General features: G+C 55.8%; 22 protein-coding genes. 9 read left to right on the top strand and 13 right to left on the bottom strand.

The genetic code is table 11. From position 1 onward, the window contains the following. Nucleotides 1-329: 329 nt before the first annotated feature. The 4 genes from KVT34_RS18325 (at nt 330) to KVT34_RS18310 (ending at nt 4,185) form a co-directional block, all read left to right on the top strand. The gene (locus KVT34_RS18325; protein ID WP_217560264.1) at nt 330-1,592 is read left to right on the top strand and encodes a sugar ABC transporter substrate-binding protein; all 1,263 of its coding nucleotides are present in this window, start codon (nt 330-332) and stop codon (nt 1,590-1,592) included. A gap of 109 nt (nt 1,593-1,701) precedes the next feature. Beyond that, complete coding sequence (locus KVT34_RS18320) at nt 1,702-2,589, top strand: carbohydrate ABC transporter permease (protein ID WP_217560263.1); 888 nt, start codon at nt 1,702-1,704, stop codon at nt 2,587-2,589. Between the two features lie 20 nt (nt 2,590-2,609). Continuing rightward, the gene (locus KVT34_RS18315; protein WP_254634974.1) at nt 2,610-3,473 is read left to right on the top strand and encodes a carbohydrate ABC transporter permease; all 864 of its coding nucleotides are present in this window, start codon (nt 2,610-2,612) and stop codon (nt 3,471-3,473) included. 133 nt (nt 3,474-3,606) lie between these two features. Then, nucleotides 3,607-4,185 carry a hypothetical protein gene (locus tag KVT34_RS18310; RefSeq protein WP_217560261.1) on the top strand — a complete coding sequence of 193 codons (579 nt, stop codon included), beginning with the start codon at nt 3,607-3,609 and terminating at the stop codon, nt 4,183-4,185. 183 nt (nt 4,186-4,368) lie between these two features. Here the strand turns inward: KVT34_RS18310 and KVT34_RS18305 are convergent, their stop codons facing one another. The 8 genes from KVT34_RS18305 to KVT34_RS18270 all read right to left on the bottom strand — a co-directional run bounded on the left by KVT34_RS18305 (nt 4,369) and on the right by KVT34_RS18270 (nt 12,756). After that, nucleotides 4,369-4,980 (bottom strand): hypothetical protein, encoded by a 612-nt coding sequence (locus tag KVT34_RS18305; RefSeq protein WP_254634973.1) that lies wholly within the window; start codon nt 4,978-4,980, stop codon nt 4,369-4,371. A 210-nt stretch (nt 4,981-5,190) separates the two neighbouring features. Beyond that, nucleotides 5,191-5,946, bottom strand: a complete 756-nt coding sequence (locus KVT34_RS18300) for a YfjL-like protein (protein ID WP_217560259.1) — start codon at nt 5,944-5,946, stop codon at nt 5,191-5,193. After that, nucleotides 5,943-6,530: an anti-sigma factor gene (locus tag KVT34_RS18295; RefSeq protein ID WP_217560258.1), complete on the bottom strand. Its 588-nt coding sequence runs from the start codon at nt 6,528-6,530 to the stop codon at nt 5,943-5,945. Before KVT34_RS18295 ends, KVT34_RS18300 begins: the two co-directional genes overlap by 4 nt. Continuing rightward, the gene (locus KVT34_RS18290) at nt 6,520-7,014 is read right to left on the bottom strand and encodes an RNA polymerase sigma factor (RefSeq protein WP_217560257.1); all 495 of its coding nucleotides are present in this window, start codon (nt 7,012-7,014) and stop codon (nt 6,520-6,522) included. Before KVT34_RS18290 ends, KVT34_RS18295 begins: the two co-directional genes overlap by 11 nt. A gap of 357 nt (nt 7,015-7,371) precedes the next feature. Beyond that, a complete protein-coding gene (locus KVT34_RS18285; RefSeq protein ID WP_217560256.1) occupies nt 7,372-8,202 on the bottom strand; it encodes a carbohydrate ABC transporter permease in 831 nt (276 codons plus the stop codon). Between the two features lie 12 nt (nt 8,203-8,214). Next, complete coding sequence (locus tag KVT34_RS18280) at nt 8,215-9,111, bottom strand: carbohydrate ABC transporter permease (RefSeq protein WP_217560255.1); 897 nt, start codon at nt 9,109-9,111, stop codon at nt 8,215-8,217. 85 nt (nt 9,112-9,196) lie between these two features. Beyond that, complete coding sequence (locus KVT34_RS18275) at nt 9,197-10,498, bottom strand: ABC transporter substrate-binding protein (protein ID WP_217560254.1); 1,302 nt, start codon at nt 10,496-10,498, stop codon at nt 9,197-9,199. Between the two features lie 164 nt (nt 10,499-10,662). Then, nucleotides 10,663-12,756: an amylo-alpha-1,6-glucosidase gene (locus tag KVT34_RS18270; protein WP_217560252.1), complete on the bottom strand. Its 2,094-nt coding sequence runs from the start codon at nt 12,754-12,756 to the stop codon at nt 10,663-10,665. A gap of 245 nt (nt 12,757-13,001) precedes the next feature. On the opposite strand from KVT34_RS18270, the gene KVT34_RS18265 reads away from it, so the two are divergent. Continuing rightward, complete coding sequence (locus KVT34_RS18265) at nt 13,002-14,018, top strand: LacI family DNA-binding transcriptional regulator (RefSeq protein ID WP_217560251.1); 1,017 nt, start codon at nt 13,002-13,004, stop codon at nt 14,016-14,018. Nucleotides 14,019-14,114: 96 nt separating this feature from the next. Here KVT34_RS18265 and KVT34_RS18260 read toward each other — a convergent pair whose 3' ends face one another. From KVT34_RS18260 to KVT34_RS18245, 4 genes are read right to left on the bottom strand one after another with little or no spacing between them, the layout of a single operon-like run. Then, complete coding sequence (locus KVT34_RS18260; RefSeq protein WP_217560250.1) at nt 14,115-14,963, bottom strand: MurR/RpiR family transcriptional regulator; 849 nt, start codon at nt 14,961-14,963, stop codon at nt 14,115-14,117. 30 nt (nt 14,964-14,993) lie between these two features. After that, nucleotides 14,994-15,698 (bottom strand): PIG-L deacetylase family protein, encoded by a 705-nt coding sequence (locus KVT34_RS18255; RefSeq protein ID WP_009675323.1) that lies wholly within the window; start codon nt 15,696-15,698, stop codon nt 14,994-14,996. Between the two features lie 44 nt (nt 15,699-15,742). After that, nucleotides 15,743-16,909 (bottom strand): serine hydrolase domain-containing protein, encoded by a 1,167-nt coding sequence (locus KVT34_RS18250; protein WP_217560249.1) that lies wholly within the window; start codon nt 16,907-16,909, stop codon nt 15,743-15,745. After that, nucleotides 16,899-18,119, bottom strand: coding sequence for an exo-beta-N-acetylmuramidase NamZ family protein (locus KVT34_RS18245; protein ID WP_217560248.1), 1,221 nt, complete (start codon nt 18,117-18,119; stop codon nt 16,899-16,901). The genes KVT34_RS18250 and KVT34_RS18245 overlap by 11 nt, the downstream gene beginning before the upstream one ends. A 512-nt stretch (nt 18,120-18,631) precedes the next feature. On the opposite strand from KVT34_RS18245, the gene KVT34_RS18240 reads away from it, so the two are divergent. The 3 genes from KVT34_RS18240 (at nt 18,632) to KVT34_RS18230 (ending at nt 21,899) form a co-directional block, all read left to right on the top strand. Next, entirely contained in the window at nt 18,632-19,573 is a 942-nt protein-coding gene (locus tag KVT34_RS18240) for an N-acetylglucosamine kinase (protein WP_217560247.1), read from the top strand. 65 nt (nt 19,574-19,638) lie between these two features. Then, nucleotides 19,639-20,553: an N-acetylmuramic acid 6-phosphate etherase gene (gene murQ, locus KVT34_RS18235; protein WP_217560246.1), complete on the top strand. Its 915-nt coding sequence runs from the start codon at nt 19,639-19,641 to the stop codon at nt 20,551-20,553. Between the two features lie 32 nt (nt 20,554-20,585). After that, a complete protein-coding gene (locus KVT34_RS18230; protein WP_217560245.1) occupies nt 20,586-21,899 on the top strand; it encodes a GNAT family N-acetyltransferase in 1,314 nt (437 codons plus the stop codon). A gap of 418 nt (nt 21,900-22,317) precedes the next feature. Here the strand turns inward: KVT34_RS18230 and KVT34_RS18225 are convergent, their stop codons facing one another. Then, nucleotides 22,318-22,932, bottom strand: a complete 615-nt coding sequence (locus tag KVT34_RS18225) for a hypothetical protein (RefSeq protein WP_217560243.1) — start codon at nt 22,930-22,932, stop codon at nt 22,318-22,320. 192 nt (nt 22,933-23,124) lie between these two features. On the opposite strand from KVT34_RS18225, the gene KVT34_RS18220 reads away from it, so the two are divergent. Next, nucleotides 23,125-25,734, top strand: a complete 2,610-nt coding sequence (locus KVT34_RS18220) for a winged helix-turn-helix domain-containing protein (protein WP_217560242.1) — start codon at nt 23,125-23,127, stop codon at nt 25,732-25,734. The last annotated feature ends 421 nt before the right edge of the window (nt 25,735-26,155 follow it).

Here is a 26,155-nt window from a genome sequence, read left to right as displayed (position 1 = left end):
ATTTTTTTATTGCTTTTACTTATAGAAATTTTAGTGGGCACGAGTGCCGAAGCACTTCGCATAATACTTGCATAGAACGACAAGTGAAACGTTTCGATTTTCTTTGATTTGAATTATAACCTTCCTTTTCTAGTGAAGTCAAACGGATTTTATAAAGAAATCAGGGTTTTGCAAGCGGTTTACTCTTATCCAAAATAGAACTTGAATACGGTTCCAGGATGTTTTATAATGATTTCGAAACGTTTCGATTGTGTTCAGCTAACATGTAACCTTTTACGATTAAGGGTTAACTATCACCATAATAAGGATTCCTACGGGAGGCAGACAGTATGAAACGGAAAAATTGGGCGGCAGGCATTGCGACTACGGTTCTTTTGACAAGCGTTCTATCGGGTTGCGGAGGAAGTAACGCAGGCGGCAGCGATAAAGGCAGCGGAGAGTCCGGAGGAAAAGTGACTCTGAACGTATGGGGAATGGGTGAAGAAGCGAAATCCCTTCCGAAAATCGCGGAGCAATTCGAAAAAGATAATCCTACTATCAAAATCAATGTGCAGGCGCTGCCTTGGGCCTCGGCTCACGACAAGCTGCTGACGGCGGTCGCTTCCAAGAAGGGTCCGGACGTTCTGCAGATGGGAACGACCTGGATTCCGGAATTCGCGGCGGCGGGCGCTTTGATGGACCTTAAACCGATGGCGGACAAATATCCCGAAATCAAAGAAGACAACTTCTATCCGGGTTCGATCCAAACGACCAAATATGAAGATAAAACGGTAGGCGTACCGTGGTACATCGACACCCGCGTGCTCTACTACCGCACGGACCTTCTTAAAGAGGCGGGCTATAACGAGGCGCCGAAGACGTGGGAAGAGCTTCAAGACGCCGCCCAAAAGCTGACCAAACGCGGCAGCGGCAAATACGGCATCTCGCTCGATCCGAAGGAGCAGTCCCTGACCTTCATGTTCGCCCGTCAAAACGGCTCCAAGCTGCTGGACGGCAAACAGCCTTTGTTCGATCAACCGCAGTTCGTGGAAGCCGTGGATTATCTCAACAGCTTCTTCAAGAACGGCTCGGCGCCGAAGGATCTCGGTATCGACGCTGTGCAGGGCTTGAGCGGAGACGGCATCGTGCCGATGTTCATCAGCGGTCCGTGGATGATTAAGCTCATCAACGATAAGGCTCCCGAGCTGAAAGGCAAGTGGGCCACAGCCGTCCTTCCGAAGAAAGAAAACAACATTTCCGCGCTGGGCGGCTCCAACTTGTCGGTATTCCAGCATACGGAGCATAAAGAAGAAGCGATGAAATTCCTGGCCTATATGAGCAAACCGGAAACCCAGCTGAAATGGCTCGAAATGACACAATCGATGCCTGCAGCCAAGAAAGCCTGGGAAGACCCTGTTCTGAAGGAAGACCCGAACTATAGAGTGATCGGCGAGCAGATGAAAGCTTCAGAGCCAATGCCGATGATCAAACCTTGGGAAGAAATCGCCCAGGCTTACCTGAAAAGCTTCGAACGCATCTACCGCGGTCAGGCGGAAGTCAAACCGGAGCTGGACGCCTTCAACAAGCAGGCTCAGCAAATTTTGAACAAGTAAACGTACGGACAGGGAATAACCCGAAGCTGACCGGCCCGCAGGGGCCGGTCCGGCTATTAACGGTCCATCCTTTTACCGGGCTGGACGACAGTGAAAGAAGGGACATGAGATGAAGGGCTTCAGCAACAGCAAAGCACCGTACTTTTTTATTGCGCCGACTCTGATCCTGCTTACGGTTTTCTCGCTGCTGCCGATCTTTATTGCGCTCATTATCAGTTTCACCGATATGGATCTCGCAGGTCTAGCCGATTACTCCAACATTAATTTCATCGGCTTCAAAAACTATATCAGCGTCCTGCAGGACCCGATTTTTATTAAATCCATTACCAACACGCTGTTTTACGTGATCATCGGGGTTCCGTGCGTCGTTATTCTTTCGCTCGGGATCGCGCTGCTCATTAATTACGGAGCCTCCCGCGTTTTCAAAGTATTCCGGGTCATTTACTACCTCCCTTCCGTTACCAACGTAGTCGCGGTAGCTGTCGTCTGGAGTTATTTGTACAACCCGGCGTTCGGTCTGTTCAACTATGTGCTGGAGTCGGCCGGTTTCGATAAGGTTCCGTGGCTGACCGATCCCCTGATCGCGAAAATCTCCCTGATCCTCCTCGCCTTGTGGCGGGCCGTGGGTCTGAACATGATTATTTTCGTTGCCGCTCTACAGGGCATTCCGAAAACGTATTACGAAGCGGCCCAGCTCGACGGGGCCAGCACATGGAAGCAAATGATCCATATTACCGTTCCTATGCTGCGTTTCGCCATTTTCTTCGTGTCCATCACGACCATGATCGGCTGGCTGCAATTTTTCGAAGAGCCGTTCGTCATGACGCAGGGCGGACCGCTGGACGGCACTACGTCCGTGGCCCTTTTCATTTACAACAACGGCTTCAAGCTCAGCAACTTCGGCTACGCTGCGGCGGGTTCGTTTATCCTGTTCGTCGCCATCATCCTTATTACGCTCATTCAATTCCGGTTTCAGAATAAAGATACGGACATGTAAAAAGAACGGAGGAAAAGCTTATGGCTGCAAAAGCTGCAAAATTACGTCCGGCTGGCGCAGGGACAACGGGATCAAGCCCCTTTTTCCAAGGACTCGTGTTTGTCCTGCTTGCCTTGGGCGGCATCGTCTTCCTCATTCCGTTCGTTTGGATGATTCTGTCGGCGTTCAAACCGGAAAGTGAAGTGCTGCGTATCCCGCCCACCCTGTTTCCCGAGACGTTTACGATGGAAAATTTCAAAAACCTGTTCGAACGGATGAACTTCGGCGTCTACCTGAAAAACACCCTGATCGTCGTGCTGTTCTCGTTCGTCGGGCTGTTCCTGAACGCGATGGCGGGCTTCGGCTTCGCCAAATACCGCTTCAAGGGACGCGAGGGCCTTTTCTACCTCGTGCTCGCCACGATGATGATTCCCGGACAGGTCACGATGATCCCCGTGTATCTGATCCTGAACTCCATCGAGCTGACGAACACGCTGGTCGGCGTCGTGCTGCCCGGCCTCGTCGGAGCGTTCGGCGTCTTCCTGTTCCGCCAGTTCATGTCCACGATTCCGGACGAACTGCTGGAAGCGACCCGGCTTGACGGCGCCAGCGAGCTGCGCACGTTCGCCCAGATCGTGCTGCCGATCTCCAAGCCGATTCTGTCGGTGCAGGCGATCCTGACGTTCATCGCGGGCTGGAACAGCTTCCTCTGGCCGCTCATTATCGCCAACGACGAGAAGCTGTACACGCTGTCCGTCGGCTTGTCGCTGCTGAAAGGCCAGTATGACAGCAACTTCGCCCTGCAGATGGCCGGTTCGGCTTTCATGGTCGTGCCGATTCTGATCATCTTCGCGATCTTCCAGAAGTACATCATCGACAATTATTCGATTTCGGGGATGAAGTAAGCGTGAATCATCGAAAAACACATAGGTTCGAAGATATTACCGGTACTGCTTGCAGTATCGGTTTTTCTTTTACCCCTTTATTGGTTAATGTTGTAAAATTAGGTGTGACCGTTTATGGGAAAGGAGAACCGCAATGAAATTAATTAAAGGGGGTATCTTAGCCTTCTTTTTATTGACCGTTTCCTGTTCACCTGTAGAGAAGCAGCCTTTTAAAATCGAAAAGAGGATGGAAGAGAACGAACTCACTCTTCTTTTAAAACAGGATGTGGAAAAAAGCCAAGGGATTGTCCTTGCGGAGTTTGAACCTCAAGAGATTAAACGTGAAGGCGAGGATACGTTTGTTTATTTCTTCTTTACAAAAGACAATCAACTCCACGAGGGGCTGTCCTATCTCACGTTTAAGGATAATGCTTGGAAAATCATTCGTACGGAAACGGCTCTATCTCTTCCCGATATGGAAATAACCAATTTTCAAATAGGCGGGGTAACGGCGGGAGATGCCCAAAAGCCCTACTTCGTCATGGCGGGTTATTGCACCAATGATAAAATAAAGGAAATTAGAATGACCGATTTCAAAAATGATTTGTCCCATTTTAAGCTAGATAAGAACAAAAGAACTTTTTTACAGGTCAACATGAACAGCACGGTCGGGATCAAAGAGGTTCAAGGCATAGACGCTAACGGTAAAGTCATTTACCGCAGAGGCTGGTGAACCGTTACGGACTGCTCTAACTTCATCTTAACCGACAAAAAGGCCAGAACCCGGGGAGCTTATGCCCGCGGTGTCGGCCTTTTTGGCTTATTAAAAGACGGTCATAGGTTGGCTTTCTTACCTTACTTGCCGGGTCGGAAGCCTGGCCCCCGCCTGCGTAAACCAGCTTACACGCAAGTCCCCTTACATAGAACCTTTATAGACAGAGATCCCCGAACCACTTCTGCTGCGATTCTGCACGGTCTCCTCCTCCAACTGTTCCGCATCTCCCTGCTTCATTTCTCGCTCCAGCAGCAGGAGGAAGTACATCGCAATCGTCATGAGCAGCCCGATCACCGTATGCCCTTGGAGAGGCAATTGAACCGGAGCGTGAAACACCACGCTTAACCAGGCCGTACCGGCCGCCGTCAACAGAGCGTTCAGCAGACCACAGCTTATTCGTAGACCGGCTTCCTCCCCATACACCGCCCTCCTGATCAGAGGGCTCAGAAGAACCGTGATTCCGATCGATAAGGAACCGTACCAGACGAGAGCTTCTTTGGATTCGGGTAAGCCCAGCACCAGAAACGATTTGGCCAGAATAGTTCCGACGAATAGAAACTTGCCCAGCACGACCGCTACCGACAAGAGAGCTATCCCTGCCGCCTTTGCGGTCAACGTAAGCGGATTCGGCTCCGCTCCCTGCAACCTTCCTTTTTTCCAGCCTTCCACCAGCTCGCACATCATGACCAATACAACGGCCGCCCCTATCCAAATCAGCGCACCGGCGGATATTTCCCCGCGTACCAAACTCATAAAAAAAGCTCCTACCGTTCCTATCGCTGCACTTAACATGCTTCATTCCCCCTTAAACTGTAAACGGATCGTATCGGGTGAACTCAGTATACCAAGGCAGGCAGGACGAGTTTTGACCGTTCTTGCTTTTTCGAGGATTTTGGCGCCAAACACGGCAGCGGAATCAGCAGTACAGCCGATTGTGCAATTGCCTATGCAAATCCGGGTCCGTTATTTCGTCACTTCCTCCACGTCTCCCGCGCTCACCTTCCCGCCCTTATCGAAGCGCGCGACGTATTTTACATAGCCGTACCCGTCTTTGCCGTCTTTGCCGTCTTTGCCCGCCTTGTTGTCCATCACGTTCGCGTTGATCGTCACGTGCCCGTAATCGTACCCTCCGGCGTCCAGAACGGCCGCGATCTCACCCGCCGCTTCGGCAACCTGCTGCTTGGAAGCGCCCGCCGCATCCGTCACCACGTGGATGTACAGCGGCTCATCCAGCTTCAGAGACGGAGTCCAGGCGGCGTTCTCCGCCAGTTGTCCTTTGACGACCTCAAGCTGCACAGTGACCTCCCGGACCGCAGGAACCCGCCGGACAAAGGCGGCCCGAAGCTCCGCCGCCGCTTCCCCGCTCAACCGTTCCATTAAAGCCGTATCGAGGTTGGCGGTTCGGATGCCGTCCACCCTTACCTTGGGAATCCAGCCGCCTACGGAAAATTCATACTCCGGCGCCTCCCCTTTATCCGCGTCCGCCCCGATTTCCTTCACCCGGTACTCGTAATTCTTGAACTTGAAGTTATAAAACCCTTTCTCGATCCTCAGCCGCTTCTCCGGATAACGCTCCGCCAGAAAGTGCTGCAGCTCGCGCTGAGCCAGCCATTTGCTGAGCGGATTCCCGTTCAGCGAGTTATACAGCGAACCGACAAGCAGACCAAGCAGCACCAGCATGGCGATATACATGCCCTTTTTCTTCTTACGTGTCTTCATTCGGACTCTTCCCCCATCTTTCTGATCTTTAATGCCAACAGCCCCATCAAACTTCCGATAAAGGCAAACAAACAATGAATGGAGGCTATCACAACGGCTGCGAATACAGGTGAAAAGACGAACATGCCCATTCCACCGCCCCCCGAAACGTTTACGATCTCATAAATGCTGTCTCCTATGGACCATAAAAAAACAGGCGCAAACGAGAGGAAAAACACAATCTTCATCTGCTTATAAAACAAATACGTGACGAAGCCGAGCACGGCGTACCACAAAACAAACTCGAAGCTTTCGTTAAGCAGCGACGTGCGGATCGCCAGCACGAACGATATCGCCATAAAAAACAGTTGGTACAGGGACAGCTTCCGGTTGATCTTCGCCATCATCTTCGCATAATCTTCGGCCGGCTCCGGCAGCTCCGGCTTGGGCAGGCTTTGTGCCGACAAGCGGACGAGCTTTTCGTAATCGGCGTCACCCGCTGTCTGCGCTTCCAGCCATCTGGCCGTTTCTTCGCTGAGCAGGCCTTCCTCATATAGCGGCAGCAGGTCCTCGATAATGTGCCGCACCGTATTTTTATCGTTCATAGTATCCCTCCAGCTCTTTGTGCAGTTGGAGCTTGATCCGGTGGAATCTGACCCGGACGCTGTTTTCCGTAGCGCCGATAATGTGTCCGATCTCCCGGAAAGACAACTCGGCATACATGCGCAGCGTGACGATTTCCTGGGAACCCTCATCCAGCCGGAAAATCCGTTCCAGCAAAATATCGCGGTCCTCGCGGTCCAGCACCTGCTTCTCCGGCGTGACGGATTCGCGGCTTTCCGCCGCAAGCTTCGCCTCCAGCTCCTGCCCGTATTTTTTGGACCGGTAGTATTTGCTCAGCTTATGCTTCGCGATTCCGAAGAGCCAGGTCCGGACGGTCGAGTCTCCCCGGAAGGAGCCGTGCCCTTTGACCGCCTCGTAGAAAACTTCCTGGGTCAGGTCTTCCGCGGCCTCTCTGCTTTGCGTTTTCACATAGAAAAATGCATACATTTTCGGTTGAATCTCTTTGTAAAGCTCTTCAAGCCCCATGCGCCCTCCTCATTCGAAGCCTCATCCGTCGGGCATGCTTTTGCCGTTCGTTCTTCTTATTTGTACCAGAAAGCGTCCGTTCGTTACAGGATTCGGAAAATTTCTTGAAGGAAGACATTCGGAAGGGGAGCGGGGCGCCCGTAAACTTCTCCTTTTATTAAAGAGGAAATGATCCAAATGCGATAAACAACGGAGACAAAAACGAAACCCTTGCGTCAGAGAAGGGTAATATTCCGGGCGTCGAAATGGGACAGCAGGAGAGGGTGAATGGAGTAGAGTTTCTTCCTGCCGCGCAAAAAAAGCCCCCGGAACCGAATAGGCTCGGTCCCTGAGGGCTTACAAAAAATTCGGAGGCGCTTATTTGCCGCCGGTAAACGTGACGCCTTTGATGAAAAAGCGGTTGAACACCGCGTAAATCAGCAGGGCCGGAAGCGTGAAAACCATGGAAGCCGCCATGATGTAGTTCCAGTTGCTGATGTATTGGCCCTTGAACGTGTTCAGGCCCAGCGTCAGCGTGAACATCTTCGCATCGGAGATGAACATGAGCGGCTTCAGGAATTCGTTCCAGGCGCCCATGAAGACGAAAATCGTCTGGGCGGCCAGGGCCGGAAGCGCGAGCGGAAGCGCGATCCGGAAGAAGATGCCGAAGCGGCTGAGCCCGTCGAGCTGCGCAGCCTCCTCCAGTTCCTTCGGAAAGCTGACGAAGAACTGGCGCATCATGAAGATGAACGTGGCGTTCGCCATCATCGGCAGCGTGAGCGACGAATACGTATTAAGCAGGTTCAGATTTTTCATGATCAGATACGCCGGGACGATCGTCAGCTGCGCCGGAATCATCTGGACGGCCAGAATAAGCACGAACATCAGCTTGTTCCCGAAGAAATCGATCCGCGCCAGCGAGTAACCGGCCATGGAATTGAACAGGATGTTGCAGACCGTGGCAATGACGGCGACGAGCGCGCTGTTTAACATCCACCGGCCGAACAACGGCTCTTTGACGAAGATGTCGTAGTAATTTTGCAGGGTGAAATTTTTCGGTATGAAATTAATACTGCCCGACACGATCTCGCCCAATGTCTTGAAGGACGAAGAGAGCGCCCACAGAAACGGAATGAGCGTAATGCACGCGTAGACGAACAAGATGGCGTACAGCAGCACCTTCACGGTTTTGGATGATGAAGTCGTCATGAGTACGCCTCCCTAGTTTTTGTCTTCGGTGAACAATCTGCGCTGGATCAGCGTAACGATCAGGATGACGGCCGCCAGGACGACCGCAAGCGCGGAGGCGTAGCCGAAGTCCAGATTTTTGAACGCGTACTGGTAAATGAGAAGCGCTACCGTCAGCGTAGAGTTATTCGGGCCTCCCGAACCGGCCGAGAAAATGTACGACTGGTCGAAAAGCTGGAACGTTCCGATAATCCCCATCACGACGGTAAAAAAGGTCGCCGGTTTCAGCAGCGGCAGCGTAATAGACCAGAACTGGCGCCACTTGCCCGCGCCGTCAAGCATCGCGGATTCGTACAACGCGTCGGGAATATCCTGAAGCGCCGCCAGGAACACGACCATGAAGAACGGGGCCGTGGACCAGATGTTCATCATCATGATCGCTTTAAGCGCTACGGCGGGGTCTCCCAGCCAGTTATAGCCATGCAGACCGACAGCTTCCAAAATTTTGTTCAGCAGGCCGTTCGTATTGAAAATCCACATGAAAATCAGTGTCAGAACGGCTGAGGATGTAACGGTCGGCACGAAGAATACGATCCGGAAAAAGTTCTTAAACTTGAGCTTGGCGTTTAGCGCAACGGCAAGCAGGATCGCGAAAGCCGTCTGGACCGGCACGACGAAAAGCACGAACGAAGCCGTATTTTTCAAAGCGATCCAGGCCCGCTCGTCGTGAGCCATGCGCGTGAAATTATCGAACCCCACCCACTTATAGCTGACCTGGCCGAGCAGGCTGACTTTGTGGACGGACAAATACATCGAATAAAAGACCGGCAAAAATAAAAAGGTTCCCAGCACGAGCAGAGTGGGAAGCAGAAACAGATAACCGGTCACCGTGTTGCGAAGTTTCCGTTTCCAGGCCGCGTGAACGGTCATGAGCCTTACCTTCCTTTCGCGGAAAAGTTAAAGGGCGCAAGGAGGAGCATCGCAATCGCCACTCCTCCTCTCATCCCTTCTTGCTTTACTTGGCGGCCGAGATTTCCTTGTTGGCCGTATCCTGGGCTTTCTTCATCGCGTCCTCCAGCTTCGCTTTGCCGGAATACGCTTCGATGAACTGGTTGTTGAAGTTGTTCATGATTGTCGGCAGGGTCGCTTTATCCACCCAAGGGGTAGCGTAAGCGGCACCCGCCACGATAGCCGCGCGGAGCGGATCTTTGTCGTAACCGAGCTCGGCCGCGACCGATTTGCGCGTCGGCAGCGCAAAACCTTTGCTGGTCCACGTTTTCATGCCTTCTTTTCCCGTGAGGTAGGAGAGCAGCTTCCAGGAAGCGTCCTTCTGCTTGGAATCCTTGTTCATCACGTAAGCGACCGGGAATGCCATCGTGCCTTTTTTGCCGTTTACCGTCGGAAGCTCGGCCGTGCCGTATTCAAGGTCCTTGTAGTTGGTTTGCAGGAACGGAATCGCCCAGTTGCCTTCGAACACGATGGACGCTTTGCCCTGGCCGAACATTTCGCCGGTCCAGCCTGCGCCTACCTCTTTCGGCTCGCCGGATGTTTTCTCGACATTGTGCATATCCGTCACGAGCTGGAGGCCTTTGAGCGCTTCGGGAGAAGCGAACGTTGCGCTGCCTTTGTCGTCCGACACCTGGCCGCCGAACGCTTTCATCATATACATTTGGCGGGCAATTTCCGGAGCCGCACCGAAGCCGTAACGGACTACTTTGCCGTTTTCGGATTTAGTCAGCTTTTTTGCGGCATCCTGAAGCTCTTCCCACGTCTTCGGCGGATTCGTGATGCCCGCTTCTTTAAAATCTTTCTTGTTGTAAAACATCGCCAGCGTCGAGAAATCCTTCGGGAAGCCGTACGTTTTGCCGCCGGTCTGGAAAGCCGCGAGAAGCGGCTGCTCGAAGTCGGCCGTATCGAAATCGGCCGTTACGTAGCCGTCCAGCGGTTCGACGACACCGGTCTGGATCAGGCCGGGCGCTTCGAAAGCGTCCAGATAGAACACGTCCGGACCGTTTCCGCCGATGAGGCGGGTTTTCATGACGTCCATATACTGATCCGCGATAACCTCGTAGTTAACTTTGATGTTCGGATTTTTCTTCTCGAACTCGTTTAGAGTCTGCTGTAAAAGCTCTTTCTCGTCCGCGCTTGACGTCCAGCCGGCCAGGGTAACGGTTACTTTCTCGCCGGAAGCGCCGCCGGACGGCGTACCGCCCGGTGCGGGCGTTCCCGTGGACGAATCGCCGCTGCCGCAGGCGGAAAGCACGACGACGGATCCGAGGAGCACAGACGTTAAGGTTGCGAAAGATTTTTTCATCATAAACAGTAAACCTCCCTAATGATCTTCAGGTATGTATTCGTTTCGGATTTATTCAATCAAAGGGAGCTGCCCGCAGAAGGTTCCGTCACGGCGCTTCCTCGTACCGGCTGACGCCGTTTCGTCGTGCGGAACATTCCTTGGAGCCGTTCCCGGTCCCATTCGTTTCACAAAATTTCCAGCTCGAAGCCCGTATCGTTGGCCAGCACACTAACTTCCACGCGGCCCGTTCCGGCATCCCGCTTCAGCAGCAGGTGCAGGCGTCCGCCGCCGATTCGCAGCCGGTCCACCTCCAGCTCGCTCATGTCCGGCAGAAGCGCCGGCTTAAGCGTCACGCGCCGGTTCAGCGCATCCGGCACGATGCCGAGCATCGCCTGCACGAACGTCAGCGAGGTGCCCGCTGCCCAGGCCTGCGGCGAACAGGCGACCGGATATTTCACCGGATAGCCGAGAGAGTCGTCATAGCCGCAGAACAGCTCCGGCAGGCGGGCGTACTCGAAAGACTGCGAGGCTTTCAGCAGCCCCTGCATGACGGTGAGCGCTTCCTCCCGGTAGCCGCTTCGGCTCATGCCGAGCAGGCAGAGAGAGTTATCGTGCGGCCAGACGCTGCCGTCGTGGTAACTCATCGGGTTGTAGCCCGCCGCCCCCGTGCTCATCGTGCGGATGCCGTAGCCGCTGAACATATCGGCCGCCACAAGCCGCTTCGCAACCGCTTCGGCTCTCGCTTCCGAAGCAATGCCGCTCATCAGGATGTGTCCGGCATTCGAAGTCACCGAATGCACCCGGGTCTTCGCTCCGTCCAGCGCAATCGCGTAGAACTGCTCGTCGTCCATCCAGAAATCGCGCTCGAAGCGTTCTTTAAGCTCCGCGGCCTGCGCTTCCAGCCGTTCTGCCCCGGCCTCCCGGCCAAGAATGCGGAACAAGGGAGCCAGACGCGTCTTCGCCTGGTACACATACCCCTGTACCTCCACCAGCGCAATCGGAGCCTTCGCATACTCCCCGTCGGCATGGACCACGGAATCCGCCGAGTCTTTCCAGCCTTGATTCGCTATGCCCTTGGACGATTTCTGGACGTATTCGACGAAGCCGTCGCCGTCCTCGTCCCCATAGCGGTCCACCCATTCCAGCGCCGCCTCGATATGCGGCATCAGCTCTTGGATAAGCGCCGTATCTTCGGTCCAGTGGAAGTATTCCGCCGCGAGCAGCAGAAACAGGGGCGTGGCGTCGATCGTGCCGTAATACGGCGTAAACGGCACCTGGTTCGTTCCCGCCAGCTCGCCGTAACGGATCTCGTGCATGATCTTGCCCGGCTGTTCGTCGCGCCATTCGTCTTCCTTCTTCCCCTGGTAGGAAGCCATCGTCAGCAGCGTTCCCTTCGCGATAGCCGGATTGAGCGGCAGCATCTGAAGCGCGGCGATCAGGCTGTCGCGTCCGAACGGAACCGCGAACAGCGGCAGGCCCGCCACCGGAAACGGCCCGTGGCCCAAGTCCGTCAGCAGGACGCGAAGGTCCTGGACACTCCGGCCGTACAGCTTGTCGAAGGCTGGAAGGTCGCTGCGTACGCCGGTGCTTCCGCCGTTCCACTCCGCATAAGACGCGTCCAGCTTCGCCATCGCTTCCATCGGATCGTGGAGCCGGGGCTGCCCCCCGTTCACGGAAGGACTCACGGTAAAGGCGATTTCACAGGATTCCCCATGGTTAAGCTTGACGGGAAAATGCAGACGTCCATCGCCATCCACCGTATGTGCCGGGCCTTGCCAGCCGATCCGGGTTTCCCGGTCGACATTGTCCGCTCCCCGGTAAGTGATGACCCGCCCGTTCGAAGAAAAACTGTCGCCGGTTTTGCGCCCGATCTCTCCGTATTGGAAGCCGCGGATCACAAACATATCTGTAAAATCGGCGTCCATCGCCACGGAAAAATCAAATTCAACCGTCTTCGGATAGTAGCTTGTGAGCCGAAACGTTTCGTATAGAGAATCATCATATATAAAGCGCTTTCTTTCGATTTCTACCGATTCTCTCCATAAAATCAGTTCTCCATCCCGCTCCATATGAGGGTTCGTGAGCCGGATGACGGCTATGTAATTTTCATCCGCGGCCGACGAAAGCAGGATGGGCTTCTCCCCGTTGATTCCGATCTCAAAACGGCTTAAAAACCGCGTGTCGGAAGTGTACAAGCCATGTCCCGTCTCGGGATTTATATCTCCGTTTACATCGGTAATCAGAAACAGATTGTTTTCTTTAATCACCCGGTAATCCAAAATATGACCTCATTTCTCTCGTTGACTTCGTCCGATCCGATTATCCGAAGCGTTTCGGATAACAGGCAAAAAAATACGAGACCGCAGCCTCTTTTTCCTAATTAAGTCTTTCCAAAACGTTTCGGATAAACTATAATTGCATTATAAGCCAACATGTAAGCATTTACAACCCCAATTTTAGACGTCGGCTATAATCATTCGCCCGATAACGTCCAAAACGTTTCTAAATAAAAGGAGAACAACCATTGGTCACTATCAAAGATATTGCCAAAGCCGCACAGGTTTCCGTCACTACCGTATCCCGAGCGTTAAACGGCTACGACGATGTAAACGAAGAGACACGCAAGAAGATAAAGCGTTTCGCCGATCAGCTCGGCTACAGCCCCAATATGGCGGCCCGCTCCCTCGTATCCAAGAAAACCAAGACGCTCGGCCTTCTGCTTTCCAACGTCACCCGCGCGAGCTCCAAAGATAATATCGCCTTCGAAGTGCTTTGCGGAATGAACGACCGGGCCGGAGAGCTGGATTACGATCTCGTGCTGTTTAGTACGACTCCCCAGAAGCAGAAAATCAAGTCCTACAAGAACTTGTGCCAGGAGCGGGGCGTCGACGGCGTCATTATTATGGGCATCCGGCTAGACGATCCCTACTTGGAGGAGATCGTTTCCTCGGACATCCCGTGCGTTCTGATCGATATTCCGCTCCAGGGACCGAATGTCGGTTATGTTACCTCGGACAACATCAAAGGCGCCTATACCGCCGTTAACCATCTGATCGAGAACGGCCACAGCAGCATCGGCATGATCAACGGCCACGCCCAGGCGGACGTCAGCATCCAACGGCTGAAAGGCTACACGGACGCGCTGAAAAACAGCGGCATTCCGTTCGATCCGACCCGCGTCCTGGACGGCTCTTTCTCCGAATCCGGCGGCAAAGAAGCGATGTACAGGCTGCTGTCGCTGCATCCGGATACAACCGCCGTGTTCTGCTCCAGCGACCTTATGGCGCTCGGAGCCGTGCAGGCGGTCAAAGGGCTGGGTCGGCGTGTGCCTGACGACATTTCAATCATCGGCTTCGACAATATCGATCTGACCGCGTACACCTCGCCATCCCTTACGACCGTCAACCAGCACAAGTACGAGTCCGGCTATCAGGCCGCGCAGCTCCTCGTAGATTTGCTGGAAGGCCGGAATGTGAGCCACCATATCGTCCTCAATACGGAGCTGGTAAAACGGGAGAGCGTCAAGCGCCTGCCTCTCTAAGTGAATAGAAAGCAAAAATAAAATCCCCTAGGGACCGATGAAGCTGGAAGCTTTCATGGGTTCTCAAGGGGATTTTTTTGGGCGGTCCGCCGCCATTCAGCGGCCAGTCATACGCCGGATAATATCGCGGCTTTTTTCCAGATAGCCCACGGATTTGTCGTACTCCCGGCTGGCTACGCCCAGATACAAAATATCAATGACATTCAGCTGCGTCATCCGCGAGGACATGGCTCCACTGCGGATTTCGTTCTCCGTCGAAGAGGTGTACAGCGGATAATCCGCATGCGAGCTGACCGAATTGTTGCCGTATTTCGTGATGGAAATCGTTTTTGCCCCGCATAGACGCGCTTCTTTCAAACATTCGATGACATGATCCGTTTCGCCGGAATAAGAAATGCCGACCGCCACATCGTCCTCGTTCAGCATCACGGCGGATGTCAGCTCAAGATGCGGATCGGTAAACGAATAGCTGGTCTTGTTGATCCGCAAAAACTTGTGCTGGGCATCCTGAGCGATCAGATTCGAAGCGCCAAGGCCGTAGAAGTACGTCCGGTGCGCCCGGCTCAGGGCCTCGACCGCTTTTCTCACCGTATCCGCATCCAGAATGGTCACCGTATCGCGAATGGACTGGATGTTGTTGGCCGATACCGTGTGGATAATCCGGTCGATCGAATCGTTCGGACGAATTTCCCGGTACTCGTATCTTTCCTCGGTCTGGTTCAGGTCACCGGCTACTTTGAGCTTCAGCTCCGGGTAGCCTTTCACGCCCATCGACTTGCACAAACGGATAATCGCCGCCTGGCTGCCGCCGCTTTCGGCCGCTAATTGCGCTACGGACATTTCCAGCATTCGATGCGGATGACTGAGCACAAATTCCGCTACCTTGCGTTCCGATGGCGTGATGTCGTCCAGAATCTCGCGCAGCCTGACTAATCCTCCGTTCATAATTCCTCTCCTTTGCCTGCGTGCCGCGCTTTAGAAAAATTGTACGCGTTTCGAAAGCGCGCCCGTCGGTACCGCGAACGCTTGAGCCCGCTTGAAGTTAGCCGGTGCGCCGCGCACGATCGTCAACGCTTTATAGTATTCGATGAACGGAAATCCGTAAGTTTCACCGCGTGCGTAGGCGTACACATTCATCGCTTTAACCCAAGTCTCGTATGCTTCATCGGGAATGTCAATAAAAATTTCCGGGTTGAAATCGTACGGATCTTCCCAGTTATCCGCGTAGTACAGATGGTTCGCATAGTGGGACGGAAGCTCGCGCTCGATCGTCTTCAATCCGGCGTAAAAACGCGCGTCATTGACAATATAGTGCGTATTCGCGTGGTCTTTATGAATGCTGCCCTTCCAGTGGGTGAGAATGATATCCGGTTTCACTTCGCGGATCACATCCGCCACCTGGTATTTCACTTCTTCGTCGACGGGAAGCTCGGCGTCTTTGTAAGCCAAAAACTTGACGTCGGCTCCGACGATATCGGCGAATTTATGGGCTTCTTCGATTTTTTGCTTCGCATATTCTTCCGGAGTCAGACGGGGATGCCCCTTCTCTCCCGGCGTCAGATGCAGGAAAGTGGCCTTATGACCGGCCTGCGTATATTTCGCGATCACGGCACCCGCCGTCAAATCCAAGTCACCGGCATGACCGCCGATGGCCAAAATATGATGCTTTTGCTCTGTCATGTCAAATTGCTCCTTTGGGTTGGATTACTCGGTCTACCGTCCAGTCAAAATTTCTCATTCGTCACGACCGCTCCCGCGATCGCGTTATGCACGCAAGCGCGAAGCGCCGCTACCGTTCGGCCGCGTCCGTAATAGACCCGGTTGGTCAGCAGCACGACGGCCAGATCCCCCTCGGGGTCCAGCCACAGGCTGGTGCCCGTGAAGCCCGTATGGCCGAAGCTGCGCGGCCCCATCCAGTCTCCCGAGGCATCCAGCGGGTCGCCCTTGAGCGCCCAGCCGAGGCCGCGGCTCGCGCCGGGGATATTCTCCGTGAAGCTGCGCACGGAGGCAAGCGCCGCCGCCCGCGAGAGGAGACGCGGCACGGGCGCCCCCGCCGCGTCATGACGCGCACCCGTGGCCGGGGCAGGGACGAGCCCGCAGCTTAGCCACATGCGGGCATAGCGGGCCAGGTCGCCGGCCGCCGCGAACAGCCCGGCATGGCCGCTTACGCCGCCGAGGGCGCGGGCGTTCTCGTCGTGGACGACGCCGTGCAGGCGGACTCCCGCGGAGGCGTCGTACTCCGTCGGCGCTATGTCCGCTGCCCGCCCCGCAGGCGGGCAGAACCCGGCGCTGTCCATGCCCAGCGGCCCGAAGATTTTGACGCGTGCCGCCTCGTTCAGCGGCACGCCCAGCATCTCCTCGGCTATGCGGCCGAGGGTCATGTAGCCGACGTCGCTGTATGCCATCCGCGTGCCGGGTTTGGCCTGCAGCGGGGTGCGGTACACCGTCTGCCACATCTCTTCCCGCGTCAGATGCGACGCGTACAGATTGACAAGCGGCGGAAGTCCCGACGTATGCGTCAGAAGCTGGCCTACCGTGACTTCTTCTTTGCCGCCGCTTGCAAACTCCGGCAGCAAGGAAGCCGCCGGTGTATTCAAGGTCAGCCTGCCCTCGTCAATGAGCCCGAGCACCAGCGGCAGCGTTACGGTCACCTTGGTGAGCGAGGCGCAGTCGTACAGGGTGCCCGCATGTACCGGCGCGGGGTCGGAACCCTCCGGGTCGGCGTGACCTGCCGCGTAAACGAGTTCCTCGTCTCCGCGGACGACGGCCATCACGGCCCCGGGAGTAACGCCTGCCGCGATCTCGCGGTCAACAGCCCGGCAGGCGGCGATTACCCCTTCCGGCGAAAGACCCAGTGCCGAAGCCCCGGAAGCGGCCGCCTCATACCCCATTGCCGCGCGCCTCCGCGGCGGAAGCCGCTGCTGCCGCTTCCGGTCCATAGAGCAGATACTTGCTGCGAATGCCGGCCCATTCTTTCCCGTCGCGTTCCCAGGAAGCGATAATCGCTTCCAGAGCGCCCGGCTCGTGCAGCGTCAGGCGAATCCGGTCGCTGCCGCTCAGCAGGTCGATGAAGGTGGACTGGCCTTCCTTGAAAGGCGCCAGCCATTCGAATTCACCCGGATGAAGCTTTTGGATGCAGCTCAGCAAGTGAAGGCCGGTGACGGCCGATTTGTACACGTTCGGGTCGGTAACGAAAGTCATCACGCCGTTGCACAACTGACCGGCATGCTTCGAGAAGGTCGGCGTAAACGTGACCGGGTGGAACCGGACGCCGGGAAGATTCAAGGCATTCAGCTCGCGACAGGTTTCCTCCGCCTTTAGCCAAGGCGCTCCCACCTGCTCGAAAGGCTTGGTCGTTCCCCGTCCTTCCGACAGGTTCGTTCCTTCGAACAGACAGTGCCCCGCGTAAATCCGAACCGTATCCATGGTCGGCATGTTCGGGGACGGCGGAAGCCACGGCAGCCCGGTATCGGGATATTCCATCTCCCGCTCCCAGCCTTCCATCTTGACGACATACAGCTCGCAAGGCGTCTTCATTTGATCGGCCGCCAGCAGAGCGAATTCGCCGATGGTCATGCCGGTACGGGCGGGCATTCTCCACGCGCCTACCATCGACAGCAGGCTTTCGTCCAGCAGGCCGCCTTCCCACTCAAGTCCGCCCAGCGGATTGGGACGGTCCAGTACAACCACCCGGACACCGGCTTCGGCGCAGGCTTCGAGCGTGTAGATCAGCGTGCTGAGATACGTGTAAAACCGGACGCCGAGATCCTGGATGTCGAAAACCATCGCCTGAAGCCCCGAAAGCATGTCAGCCGTCGGTTTTTTATGCTTGCCGTACAGGCTGTAAACCGGAATCCCAAGCTCCGGGTCGATTTCATCCTCGAACCGGACACCTGCCTGGCGCTCCCCCCGGATACCGTGCTCGCAAGCGAACAAAGCGCCGAGCTCCGCTTCTTCCAATGAAGCGCAAACCTGAATGGTCGACTGAAAGTCGCGGTTAATTCCCGTCGGGTTCGTCAGCAGTCCGAATTTACGGCCCTTGAGCAGCTCGGGCGCCATTTCCGGAAACCGGTCGGCTCCCGTTTTCACCTTCCCTTGCATGAGGTTCCCTCCCCTGTTGGATAATAAAATCGCCTATTCTTTTTCCAATTATCTGTAACCGCTTTCTATGTGCCATTATACCGTTTACAAAATTTTATTTCAATTATTTTTTACTATATAAAATTTTGTTTCCTAAACGTTTTAAAGAAACTTCCTTTTATTAAACGGTGGTTTGGGGCCTTCGGAAAACGGTCTGCCGGCCACTTTTCAATCAAAATTTTATTTCAGAAATTTTAAAAATGTATAAACTTTTATTTTACAATCTTCCTGTGCTTCCGCTATACTATTGTCAGGGACTTCAACTGCATTCCCCTTTTTTTCCTCCGGTTTCCACGCCACACTTTTACCTGACGGCCTGGAACTTCTTTTTATGTTTTGCCTTACAGTCGTTCTCAACAGAATATCCCGAACCCGCCCGGCTCTGACCGAGGCAGGCAATCGGCCTAGTTTTATACATCATGCTGACATTCCTTCATTTTTCCACAAAACTAACGGAAGAAAAGGTGACTCCCATGGATTATGTCATCGGCCTTGACGGCGGCGGCACCAAAACCGAAGCCCTCGCAATCGATTTGAGCGGCGCAGAGCTCGGCACCTGGACGGGCGGCCCGGGAAATCCCCACGCCGTTACTTTCGCAACCGCTTCGGCGGAGCTTGGTCGACTCCTCAACACGGTCAAAGATGCTCTGCCGGGACGCAGATGCCTGGCCGTTTGCGCCGGTCTTGCCGGAGTAGACACCCCCGAAGAACGGAGCACAATGGAGCGGTATCTGACCCAAACGCTTACGGGAAGTGCTTACGAGGGTGTATCTCTACTGATTAAAAACGATGCCGAAATTGCGCTGAAAGCCGCCCTCGGCTCCAGCCAAGGCATCATCGCCATTGCAGGCACCGGTTCCATCATTTACGCCTTCGATTCCGAAGGGAATAAGTACCGTGCCGGAGGCTGGGGGCATCTGCTCGGCGATCAAGGCAGCGGCTACGACATCGGGCTTTCCGTTCTCCAAACCGTCATGAAAAGCTACGACGGTGTACTTCCCGCAACCATGCTTACGGAAGCCGTCCTTCAAAAACACGGCATCCGGGATGCGGCGGAGCTGCGCGGAATCGTTTATCAGCCAGGCGTGCAGAAGGCCCAGATTGCCGAGCACGCGGAGTTCGCAGTCCGTGCCGCGGCGGCGGGGGATAAGCTTGCCCGGCAAATCATCGTGCGTTCAGCCGAAGATCTCGCCGACCTCGTCGTCGCGCTCCGAAACCGCCACCCTGAGCTTGACCGTCTGAAAATCGGCGCGGCCGGGTCGATTTTCGCGTACTGTCCGCTCTTCTACGATACTTTCCGGGTGAGCGTATCGCAGGAAGACGATTTATCGGACGTCGTCTTGTCCGGCCGCCGCTCATCTGCAGGCGCCGCCGATTACGCCAGGGAGCTTGCGGCCTCCCAAGGGGCGAAATAAGCGGCCGCCACGTATGCCGCGTTGCGACCGTCTTTATATCCCTTTTTAACTATCGGAGGTACCTTATGAAAGAAAATATACACAGTCTCACGACCGAGCAGCAAAATCCCCGGACCCGCCAGCTGGACCAGAGATCTGCTTTGGATATCGTCACGCTGATCAACCAGGAGGATTTAACCGTCGCGGAAACGGTCCGGCAGGTGCTTCCGGCCGTGGCCGAAGCGGTTGATTGGATCACGCAGCGGCTTTCCGCGGGCGGCAGGCTCTTTTACTTCGGGGCGGGAACAAGCGGCAGGCTCGGAATTCTTGACGCATCCGAATGCCCGCCTACTTACGGAACCGATCCCAAGCTGATTCAGGGAATCATTGCGGGGGGACCCGATGCGATTTTGAAAGCGGTAGAGGGAGCGGAAGACAGCGAACAGCTCGGACGCGACGATGCGGTTGCCTGCGGCGTCAGCTCCAAGGATGTCGTTGTCGGCATTGCGGCAAGCGGCAGAACGCCCTACGTGATCGGCGCCATGAAGCGCGCCCGCGAACAAGGGGCGAAGGTGATCGCCTTGTGCAACAACCACGGGACCCCGATGGCGGCAATCGCCGATCTGGCCATTGAGCCTGTCGTCGGTCCCGAAGTCGTCCTCGGATCGACCCGCATGAAAGCCGGCACCGCTCAGAAAATGGTGCTGAACATGCTCACGACGGCCTCAATGGTACGGCTCGGCAAAGTTTATGATAATCTGATGGTGGACGTTCAGCCCTCCAACTACAAGCTGGTCGAACGCGCCAAACGCCTCATTGCGATGGCAACGGGCTCGGACAGCGAAGAAATTTCCCGGGCTTATGCCGAATCGCAAGGCCACGTCAAAACCGCCATCGTCATGATTCTGGCTAAAATGTCCTATGAAGAAGCTTCACGCCGATTACAAGAAACCGGCGGCAAAGTCCGCATGGCGGTTGAATCGTCCGAAAGTGCCTCATAAGCGTTTATTTCTCAGCGAAAGGTTGCATGCACATGAATGTCCGCTTAGTGAAACCTGATGAAATGACCGAAGCCGCGGCGCTTGCCGACTCCATTTTCCGGGACGGCGAGCAGGTATCGATGGCCGCCGGCTTCCCTTATTTGTTCTCCGCCGTCACTTCCTCCTCGTTCGGAGCTTATGGAGAAGACGGACACATGACGGCTTTTATGGGACTGCTCCCGTCCACCATCCGGATCGGCGACTCGCAGCTGAACGTATTCTCCGTCGGCGCGGTCTGCACGGCCCCCGAAGCACGGGGCCACGGGGTTGCCGGCAAGCTGCTCGATGCCGTGAAGGATCAAGTCGCCGAATCGGACGGCGACCTGATCCTCGTGTCCGGCACGAGAAGCCTTTACACGCGCGCAGGCTGCCGCGAGTTCGGGACGATCCGGCGCTACACGCTTACGCCGGAAATGGCTCCGGCGCTTCGGGCAGCAGCCGCTGAGGCTGCGCAAGCCGGCGTAAGCGAGGGCCGCACGGCCTCGCAGACGGGTGCAGATGCCTCTGCCCGTCCGGCCTCGCAGGCCGGCGCAGGCGCTTCCCGCGGCACGGATGCGGCCGGACCGCTCCGCTGCCGGGAATGGACGCGCAGCGACCTGCCCGCCCTGGCCAAGCTGGCCGCTTCCCGCGAAGTCGCCTTCGAGCAGAGCCAGTGGGACCTGGCCATGCTCATTGACGCGCAGGCTTACGCGAGATGCGTGAAGCTGGGGCACCGCGTCTACGTTGCGGAACGCGGAGGCGTTCCCGACGCGTTCTTGGTCGCCGCGCTTCCGGGAAGCCTCCGGCCGAAGATGACGCCGTTCGCCATCGAGTGGGCGGGCGAGCCCTCGGCCGTAGCCGCTCTGCTCGCGCATGCGCTGGAGACAGCGGCACCGGAGAAGCTGGACGTGCTCGCTTCCCGGCACGATGCCGGATTGGCCGCTCTGCTGCAGAAGCACGCTTCGCATGCGGACGAGCGGATTCTGGGCACCGTTTATGTGCCCGATGCGGCCCGCCTTTTCCAGCGGCTGAAGCCAAACTTGGCTGCTCTTCAGCCGGAAAAAGCCGCCAAACTGGAAGCCGGCTCCGGTGCGGCCGAACGCGGCATCCGGCTGTCCTATCCGGGGCTGGACGACTTGGAGCTGGATGCGGACGCATGGATCGCGCTTCTGTTCGACGGTCCGTTCTTACTACCGGGAGAGGAAGCGGGGGCGGACGCGAATGCGGCGCCGGTCCTTCCAGAAGGTACACCGGCACAATGGCGTGAGGCGCTAACGGATCTGTTCCCTGTCCCGTTTCCGTCGACCTCCGGCCTCAATTACATCTGACGCACGCGTACCGTTTTCCCGTCGATACCGGCTTTCAGCCTAACCGGCGGGGTACACGGCAGTGTGCAGCCAATAAAAGCGCCAGCCCTTAACGGGCCGGCGCTTTTTTCCGTTCCAATTCAACTATGATGTTCACCACAAGCGTACAAACATATGCTTCTTGTACAGAACCCTCCGTTCGCAAAAGATATCCTGCGTACACCCGTTTTGATCGCACCGCCCGCGCGGCTTGAACTGCTGTTTGTACTGTCGCTTGTATTGTCGCTTGTACTTTCGCTTGTACTGCCGCTTGTAACGTTTACTCTGTATGCATTCCTTGCATTCCTTGCATTCCTTGCATTCCTTGCATTACTTACATAGCTTATATTGCTTGCGCTTCCGTAGGACTAGCTTTTCATACCTCGTGCTTGCCGTAACGCTAACGTTCCCCGCGCTTGCACGCCAGTACGAAAATGCCATCGCCCGCTCCGTTTGCAGCGGCCATCATCCGGCCACTCCGGCTTATCCGGCGTGCGGGAAGCAGCCGGACGTAACCTTTTCTGTCCAGCATAAGCACGTTTATAGCCCTGTCCGGTTCCAGACCGTCCGGCAGCGGCAGAGCCAGCTCTATAGCCTGCAGGTCCTCCGGCTTCATTTTCCGATCCCCACAGGAAACGGTGACGGCAAACCCGACAGGCTCCGAAAGAAGCAGGTATCGTCCTGCACCCGCCGCTCCGGTCAATAAGACATCCCGTTCTTGTCGGCCCATGCTAATCTCGAACGAAACAGTCATCTCCGACAGCCGGACTCCCTGTCCGAACTGTCCCGCAGCTGCATCAATACCGATTTGACCTGCGGGAATGCAGAAACTTCCGGCCCAAGTATCCAGTTCGATGAATGCTTCCCATAATCGGAGCAGCCCGATCATATCCCCGGCTATGCTCACGGATGCGTTTTCCGCTTGCTGCGGCAGGTTCACATGAACATCCCATACAGCGTTAGAAAAGGAGGAGGGCTGTCCTCCGTTATATTTTACGCCCGGCTTCGCCTGCACAATAGTTTGCTCTCCCTTCACTGTAGCTTGTCGAGTCCCGACGCCTCCATCCGGCACAAAAACTCGCGGCAAGTTTACTAAGAGCTAATGAAATTATCCATTAACTTAAGTTAACTTGGAGCTTGTTTTTTTATATAATGATACAAAACAGATTAGAAACGACCGCGGCTGTCTGCCGCTTCCGGAGGACTTATGACCGATACGGCTCCCGATGCCCCCGTTATTTTAAAAACAAAAATAGCCACGCCTCATCCAAAGGCGAATCTGGTTGCCCGCGAGCGGCTGACCGATTCTTTGTCCCGGGGAATAAACGGGCGGCTTACGCTGGTGTGCGCCCCCGCCGGATTCGGCAAAACGACGCTGCTTACCCAGTGGGCCCACAGCAGCGGGCATACCTGCGCCTGGCTGTCCCTGGACGCCAGAGATAACGATTTTATCCGCTTCTGGCGCACGCTCATCCGTTCCCTGGCCGATAAGGCCGACGACCCGGCGGGACAGCGGCTCGCTGCGCTTGCGCTATCGCTGCAGGATATTTCCTCCTCCACTTTTCTGGATGCTCTTTTAAACGAGCTTTATGAGCTTCCGGGAAAAACGGTGCTTGTTCTCGACGACTACCATCTGATCGGAGACGCGCGGATTCACGACAGCCTGGCTTATTTTATCGAATACCTGCCGCCTGCGCTTCACTTGCTGATCGCCAGCCGCAGCGAGCTTCCTTTTTCGACTGTAAAATGGACCGCCAAGCGGGAACAAAACGAACTGCATACGGCCACCCTTCAGTTTACGGCCGATGAAACCGCGGCATTTTACCGACATATCCACAATCATCCTTTGACGGATGAACAGATCCGGCGCCTCGCCGCACAGACGGAAGGCTGGGTAACCGGCCTGCAGTTGGCGCTGCTGTCTCTCCAATCCGGGACGGACGCGGTCCGTTTTCTTGAGGAATTCCGCGGAGACCACCGGGTTATCTCGGATTATTTATTCGAAGAAGTTGCCTCGAAAATGCCGCCGGACCTCTATTCCTTCGTGCTGAAAACGTCCGTTCTTCAAGAAATGGATGCCGATCTGTGCGATGCGGTCACGGAAAGCGCGGACTCCCGGCTACTGCTCGAGCGGGCCAGAAAATCAAACCTCTTCCTGGTCCCTCTGGACGAGCGCGGCGTCTGGTTCCGGTACCATCATCTGTTCGCCGGGTTTCTGCAGGAGCTGCTAAAACGCAAGCAGCCCGAGGAATGGCGGCGGCTGAACCGGCTGGCAAGTGGGGGCTGCATTTCTCGCGGTTTTATGAATGAAGCGGTGGAATACGCCATAGCCGGCGAAGATTATCCCCGGCTGGAGAGCTGCCTGAGAACCCACATGCCGGCCGTATTGGAAAGCGGAGAACTGGGCAACCTCCTGCGCTGGTTCCGCAGCTTTCCTACGGAGTATGCCGTATCGCCCGGGTTGTCTTTGCACCATGCTTTCGTCTTGCTCATGGCGGGTCATGCGGAGCAGGCCGAGCAGCTATTGGATCGGGTGGAGTCGTCATTGGACGCTTCCATGGAGCCGGAAGAACGGAAAGAACTCCAGAGCGGGCTGCTCTTCGTCCGCTCGAATCTGATGTTTATTACAGGCATCTTCGATAAATGGTTCACTCATATCGGCACTTTGCTGCATGAGATTTTACCGGCGGATCCGGCTTTTTACACGTTTAACTACAATCGGACCGAACCGTTGGTCAGACGAACTCCGCTCGGACTCAAAGGCGTGCTCTCGCCCGATACGGAAAGGATCGGCGCCTTGTTCACCAGTCTGCTGGAAGCCCGGGGCTGGCAGGGTTCCTACATCTATTTGTATGTCATACAGTCGCTTAGTGAGGGCTACTACGAGTGGAACCGGCTGGAGGACAGCCGCAAGTTGGCGGTGCTGGTCTCACGTTCAGCCCCAGCCAAGGAGCTGCCCGGCTTGTATGTGCCGATGCATCTGACGCAGGCCATGCTGTATGCGGCGGAGGGGCGTTTCGAACTTGCCCATGCCGCTGTGGACGAAGCCTTGGAGGCATCTTCCGGGCTGAAGGACAGCCGCTGGCGGCAGCTTTTGCAGGCGGCCAGAATCCGCCTGTATCTTAAAGAAGACCGCTCCGCAGACGTGAAAAAGGCGCTGCCGCAGCTCGGTGTGTCCGGGAAGGACAAGCCCGGTTTCCGGCAGGAGTTCGAATACGTGACGCTTGCGCGCGCGCTCGGCAGCCAGCGCAAGGAGAAAGAAGCGCTGCGCCTGCTGGAGCTGCTCAAGCCCCAGTGCGAGCGGGAGCAGCTTCTGTCCGGCATCATCGAAATCGGCATTTTGCAGGCGCTCCTGGAAAATCAGCGGGGTCAGCGTACGGCGGCTCTCCGCCATCTTCACGAAGCGCTGGAGCTGGGTGCCCGGAACGGCTACATCCGGAGCTTCCTCGATGAAGGCAGAGCCATGGAAACCTTGCTGCGGGCTTATGCCAGACAATACCGCTTGACCCGAGAAGCCGCAGGGCAGGGAGGCGGGCTGCACGATTACGTATTGAAGCTGCTCAGTCTGTTCATGCCCGCCTCCCCCCAGCGCAAAACCGCAGCCCCGCCGCTCGTGGAGGAACTGAGCCGCAGTGAGATCAGTCTGCTCCGCCTTATCCGCCGGGGCGCTTCCAACAGGCAGATGGCGGAGCAGCTGACACTTTCCGAGGGGACGGTTAAGGTCTACCTCTCCCGCTTGTACGAGAAGCTCGGCGTTTCCTCCCGGACCCAAGCGCTCGTTACCGCACAGGAGCTTAAGCTGCTGGATGCGGAATAGCATGCCGGCTTGGCTGAAACGATGCTTGTTTCAGCTCTTCCCGGCCTGCTTGTTCGCCATAGCCGCTGCGCCATTTAACCCCTCCGGATATGAGCCGGAGGTTTTTTTGTGTTGCTCTTGGTCCTGCTCTTGGTTCTGCTCCCTATGCCACGCTTCGGTCCGTTCTCCCCCATGCTCTCCCATCCGCTCTTCACTACCGTTCTCGAATGTACTTTCCCGATTGCCCTGTACTGCTTTTTGCTTTCCACTCCCCCTTCAGATTTCAGAGCAAATTCAGGCTGATTTAATCCCGTTTTAAGAACTGACGGTTACAATGGGTTTAGGACAGCGGATCAAACGTTTGCCTTATCCCGTTTTAGAAGAGAATTTGCCGGGTAATGATTCCCTCCGCGCAACGGAAACTTATCTGCTTCGTATAAGA

This window comes from Paenibacillus sp. GbtcB18 (assembly GCF_019091125.1).
Lineage (GTDB): Bacteria > Bacillota > Bacilli > Paenibacillales > NBRC-103111 > Paenibacillus_F > Paenibacillus_F chitinolyticus.
Note: the sequence above shows the minus strand (reverse complement) of the source record. Positions and strands in the feature narration are given on the sequence as shown.

Bases quoted from the DNA above. Each gene is read 5' to 3' on its own strand.
- KVT34_RS18325 (WP_217560264.1), top strand. From the start codon at position 330: ATGAAACGGAAAAATTGGGCGGCAGGCATTGCGACTACGGTTCTTTTG.
- KVT34_RS18320 (WP_217560263.1), top strand. From the start codon at position 1,702: ATGAAGGGCTTCAGCAACAGCAAAGCACCGTACTTTTTTATTGCGCCG.
- KVT34_RS18315 (WP_254634974.1), top strand. From the start codon at position 2,610: ATGGCTGCAAAAGCTGCAAAATTACGTCCGGCTGGCGCAGGGACAACG.
- KVT34_RS18310 (WP_217560261.1), top strand. From the start codon at position 3,607: ATGAAATTAATTAAAGGGGGTATCTTAGCCTTCTTTTTATTGACCGTT.
- KVT34_RS18305 (WP_254634973.1), bottom strand. From the start codon at position 4,980: ATGAGTTTGGTACGCGGGGAAATATCCGCCGGTGCGCTGATTTGGATA.
- KVT34_RS18300 (WP_217560259.1), bottom strand. From the start codon at position 5,946: ATGAAGACACGTAAGAAGAAAAAGGGCATGTATATCGCCATGCTGGTG.
- KVT34_RS18295 (WP_217560258.1), bottom strand. From the start codon at position 6,530: ATGAACGATAAAAATACGGTGCGGCACATTATCGAGGACCTGCTGCCG.
- KVT34_RS18290 (WP_217560257.1), bottom strand. From the start codon at position 7,014: ATGGGGCTTGAAGAGCTTTACAAAGAGATTCAACCGAAAATGTATGCA.
- KVT34_RS18285 (WP_217560256.1), bottom strand. From the start codon at position 8,202: ATGACGACTTCATCATCCAAAACCGTGAAGGTGCTGCTGTACGCCATC.
- KVT34_RS18280 (WP_217560255.1), bottom strand. From the start codon at position 9,111: ATGACCGTTCACGCGGCCTGGAAACGGAAACTTCGCAACACGGTGACC.
- KVT34_RS18275 (WP_217560254.1), bottom strand. From the start codon at position 10,498: ATGATGAAAAAATCTTTCGCAACCTTAACGTCTGTGCTCCTCGGATCC.
- KVT34_RS18260 (WP_217560250.1), bottom strand. From the start codon at position 14,963: ATGAACGGAGGATTAGTCAGGCTGCGCGAGATTCTGGACGACATCACG.
- KVT34_RS18255 (WP_009675323.1), bottom strand. From the start codon at position 15,698: ATGACAGAGCAAAAGCATCATATTTTGGCCATCGGCGGTCATGCCGGT.
- KVT34_RS18250 (WP_217560249.1), bottom strand. From the start codon at position 16,909: ATGGGGTATGAGGCGGCCGCTTCCGGGGCTTCGGCACTGGGTCTTTCG.
- KVT34_RS18245 (WP_217560248.1), bottom strand. From the start codon at position 18,119: ATGCAAGGGAAGGTGAAAACGGGAGCCGACCGGTTTCCGGAAATGGCG.
- KVT34_RS18240 (WP_217560247.1), top strand. From the start codon at position 18,632: ATGGATTATGTCATCGGCCTTGACGGCGGCGGCACCAAAACCGAAGCC.
- murQ (WP_217560246.1), top strand. From the start codon at position 19,639: ATGAAAGAAAATATACACAGTCTCACGACCGAGCAGCAAAATCCCCGG.
- KVT34_RS18230 (WP_217560245.1), top strand. From the start codon at position 20,586: ATGAATGTCCGCTTAGTGAAACCTGATGAAATGACCGAAGCCGCGGCG.
- KVT34_RS18220 (WP_217560242.1), top strand. From the start codon at position 23,125: ATGACCGATACGGCTCCCGATGCCCCCGTTATTTTAAAAACAAAAATA.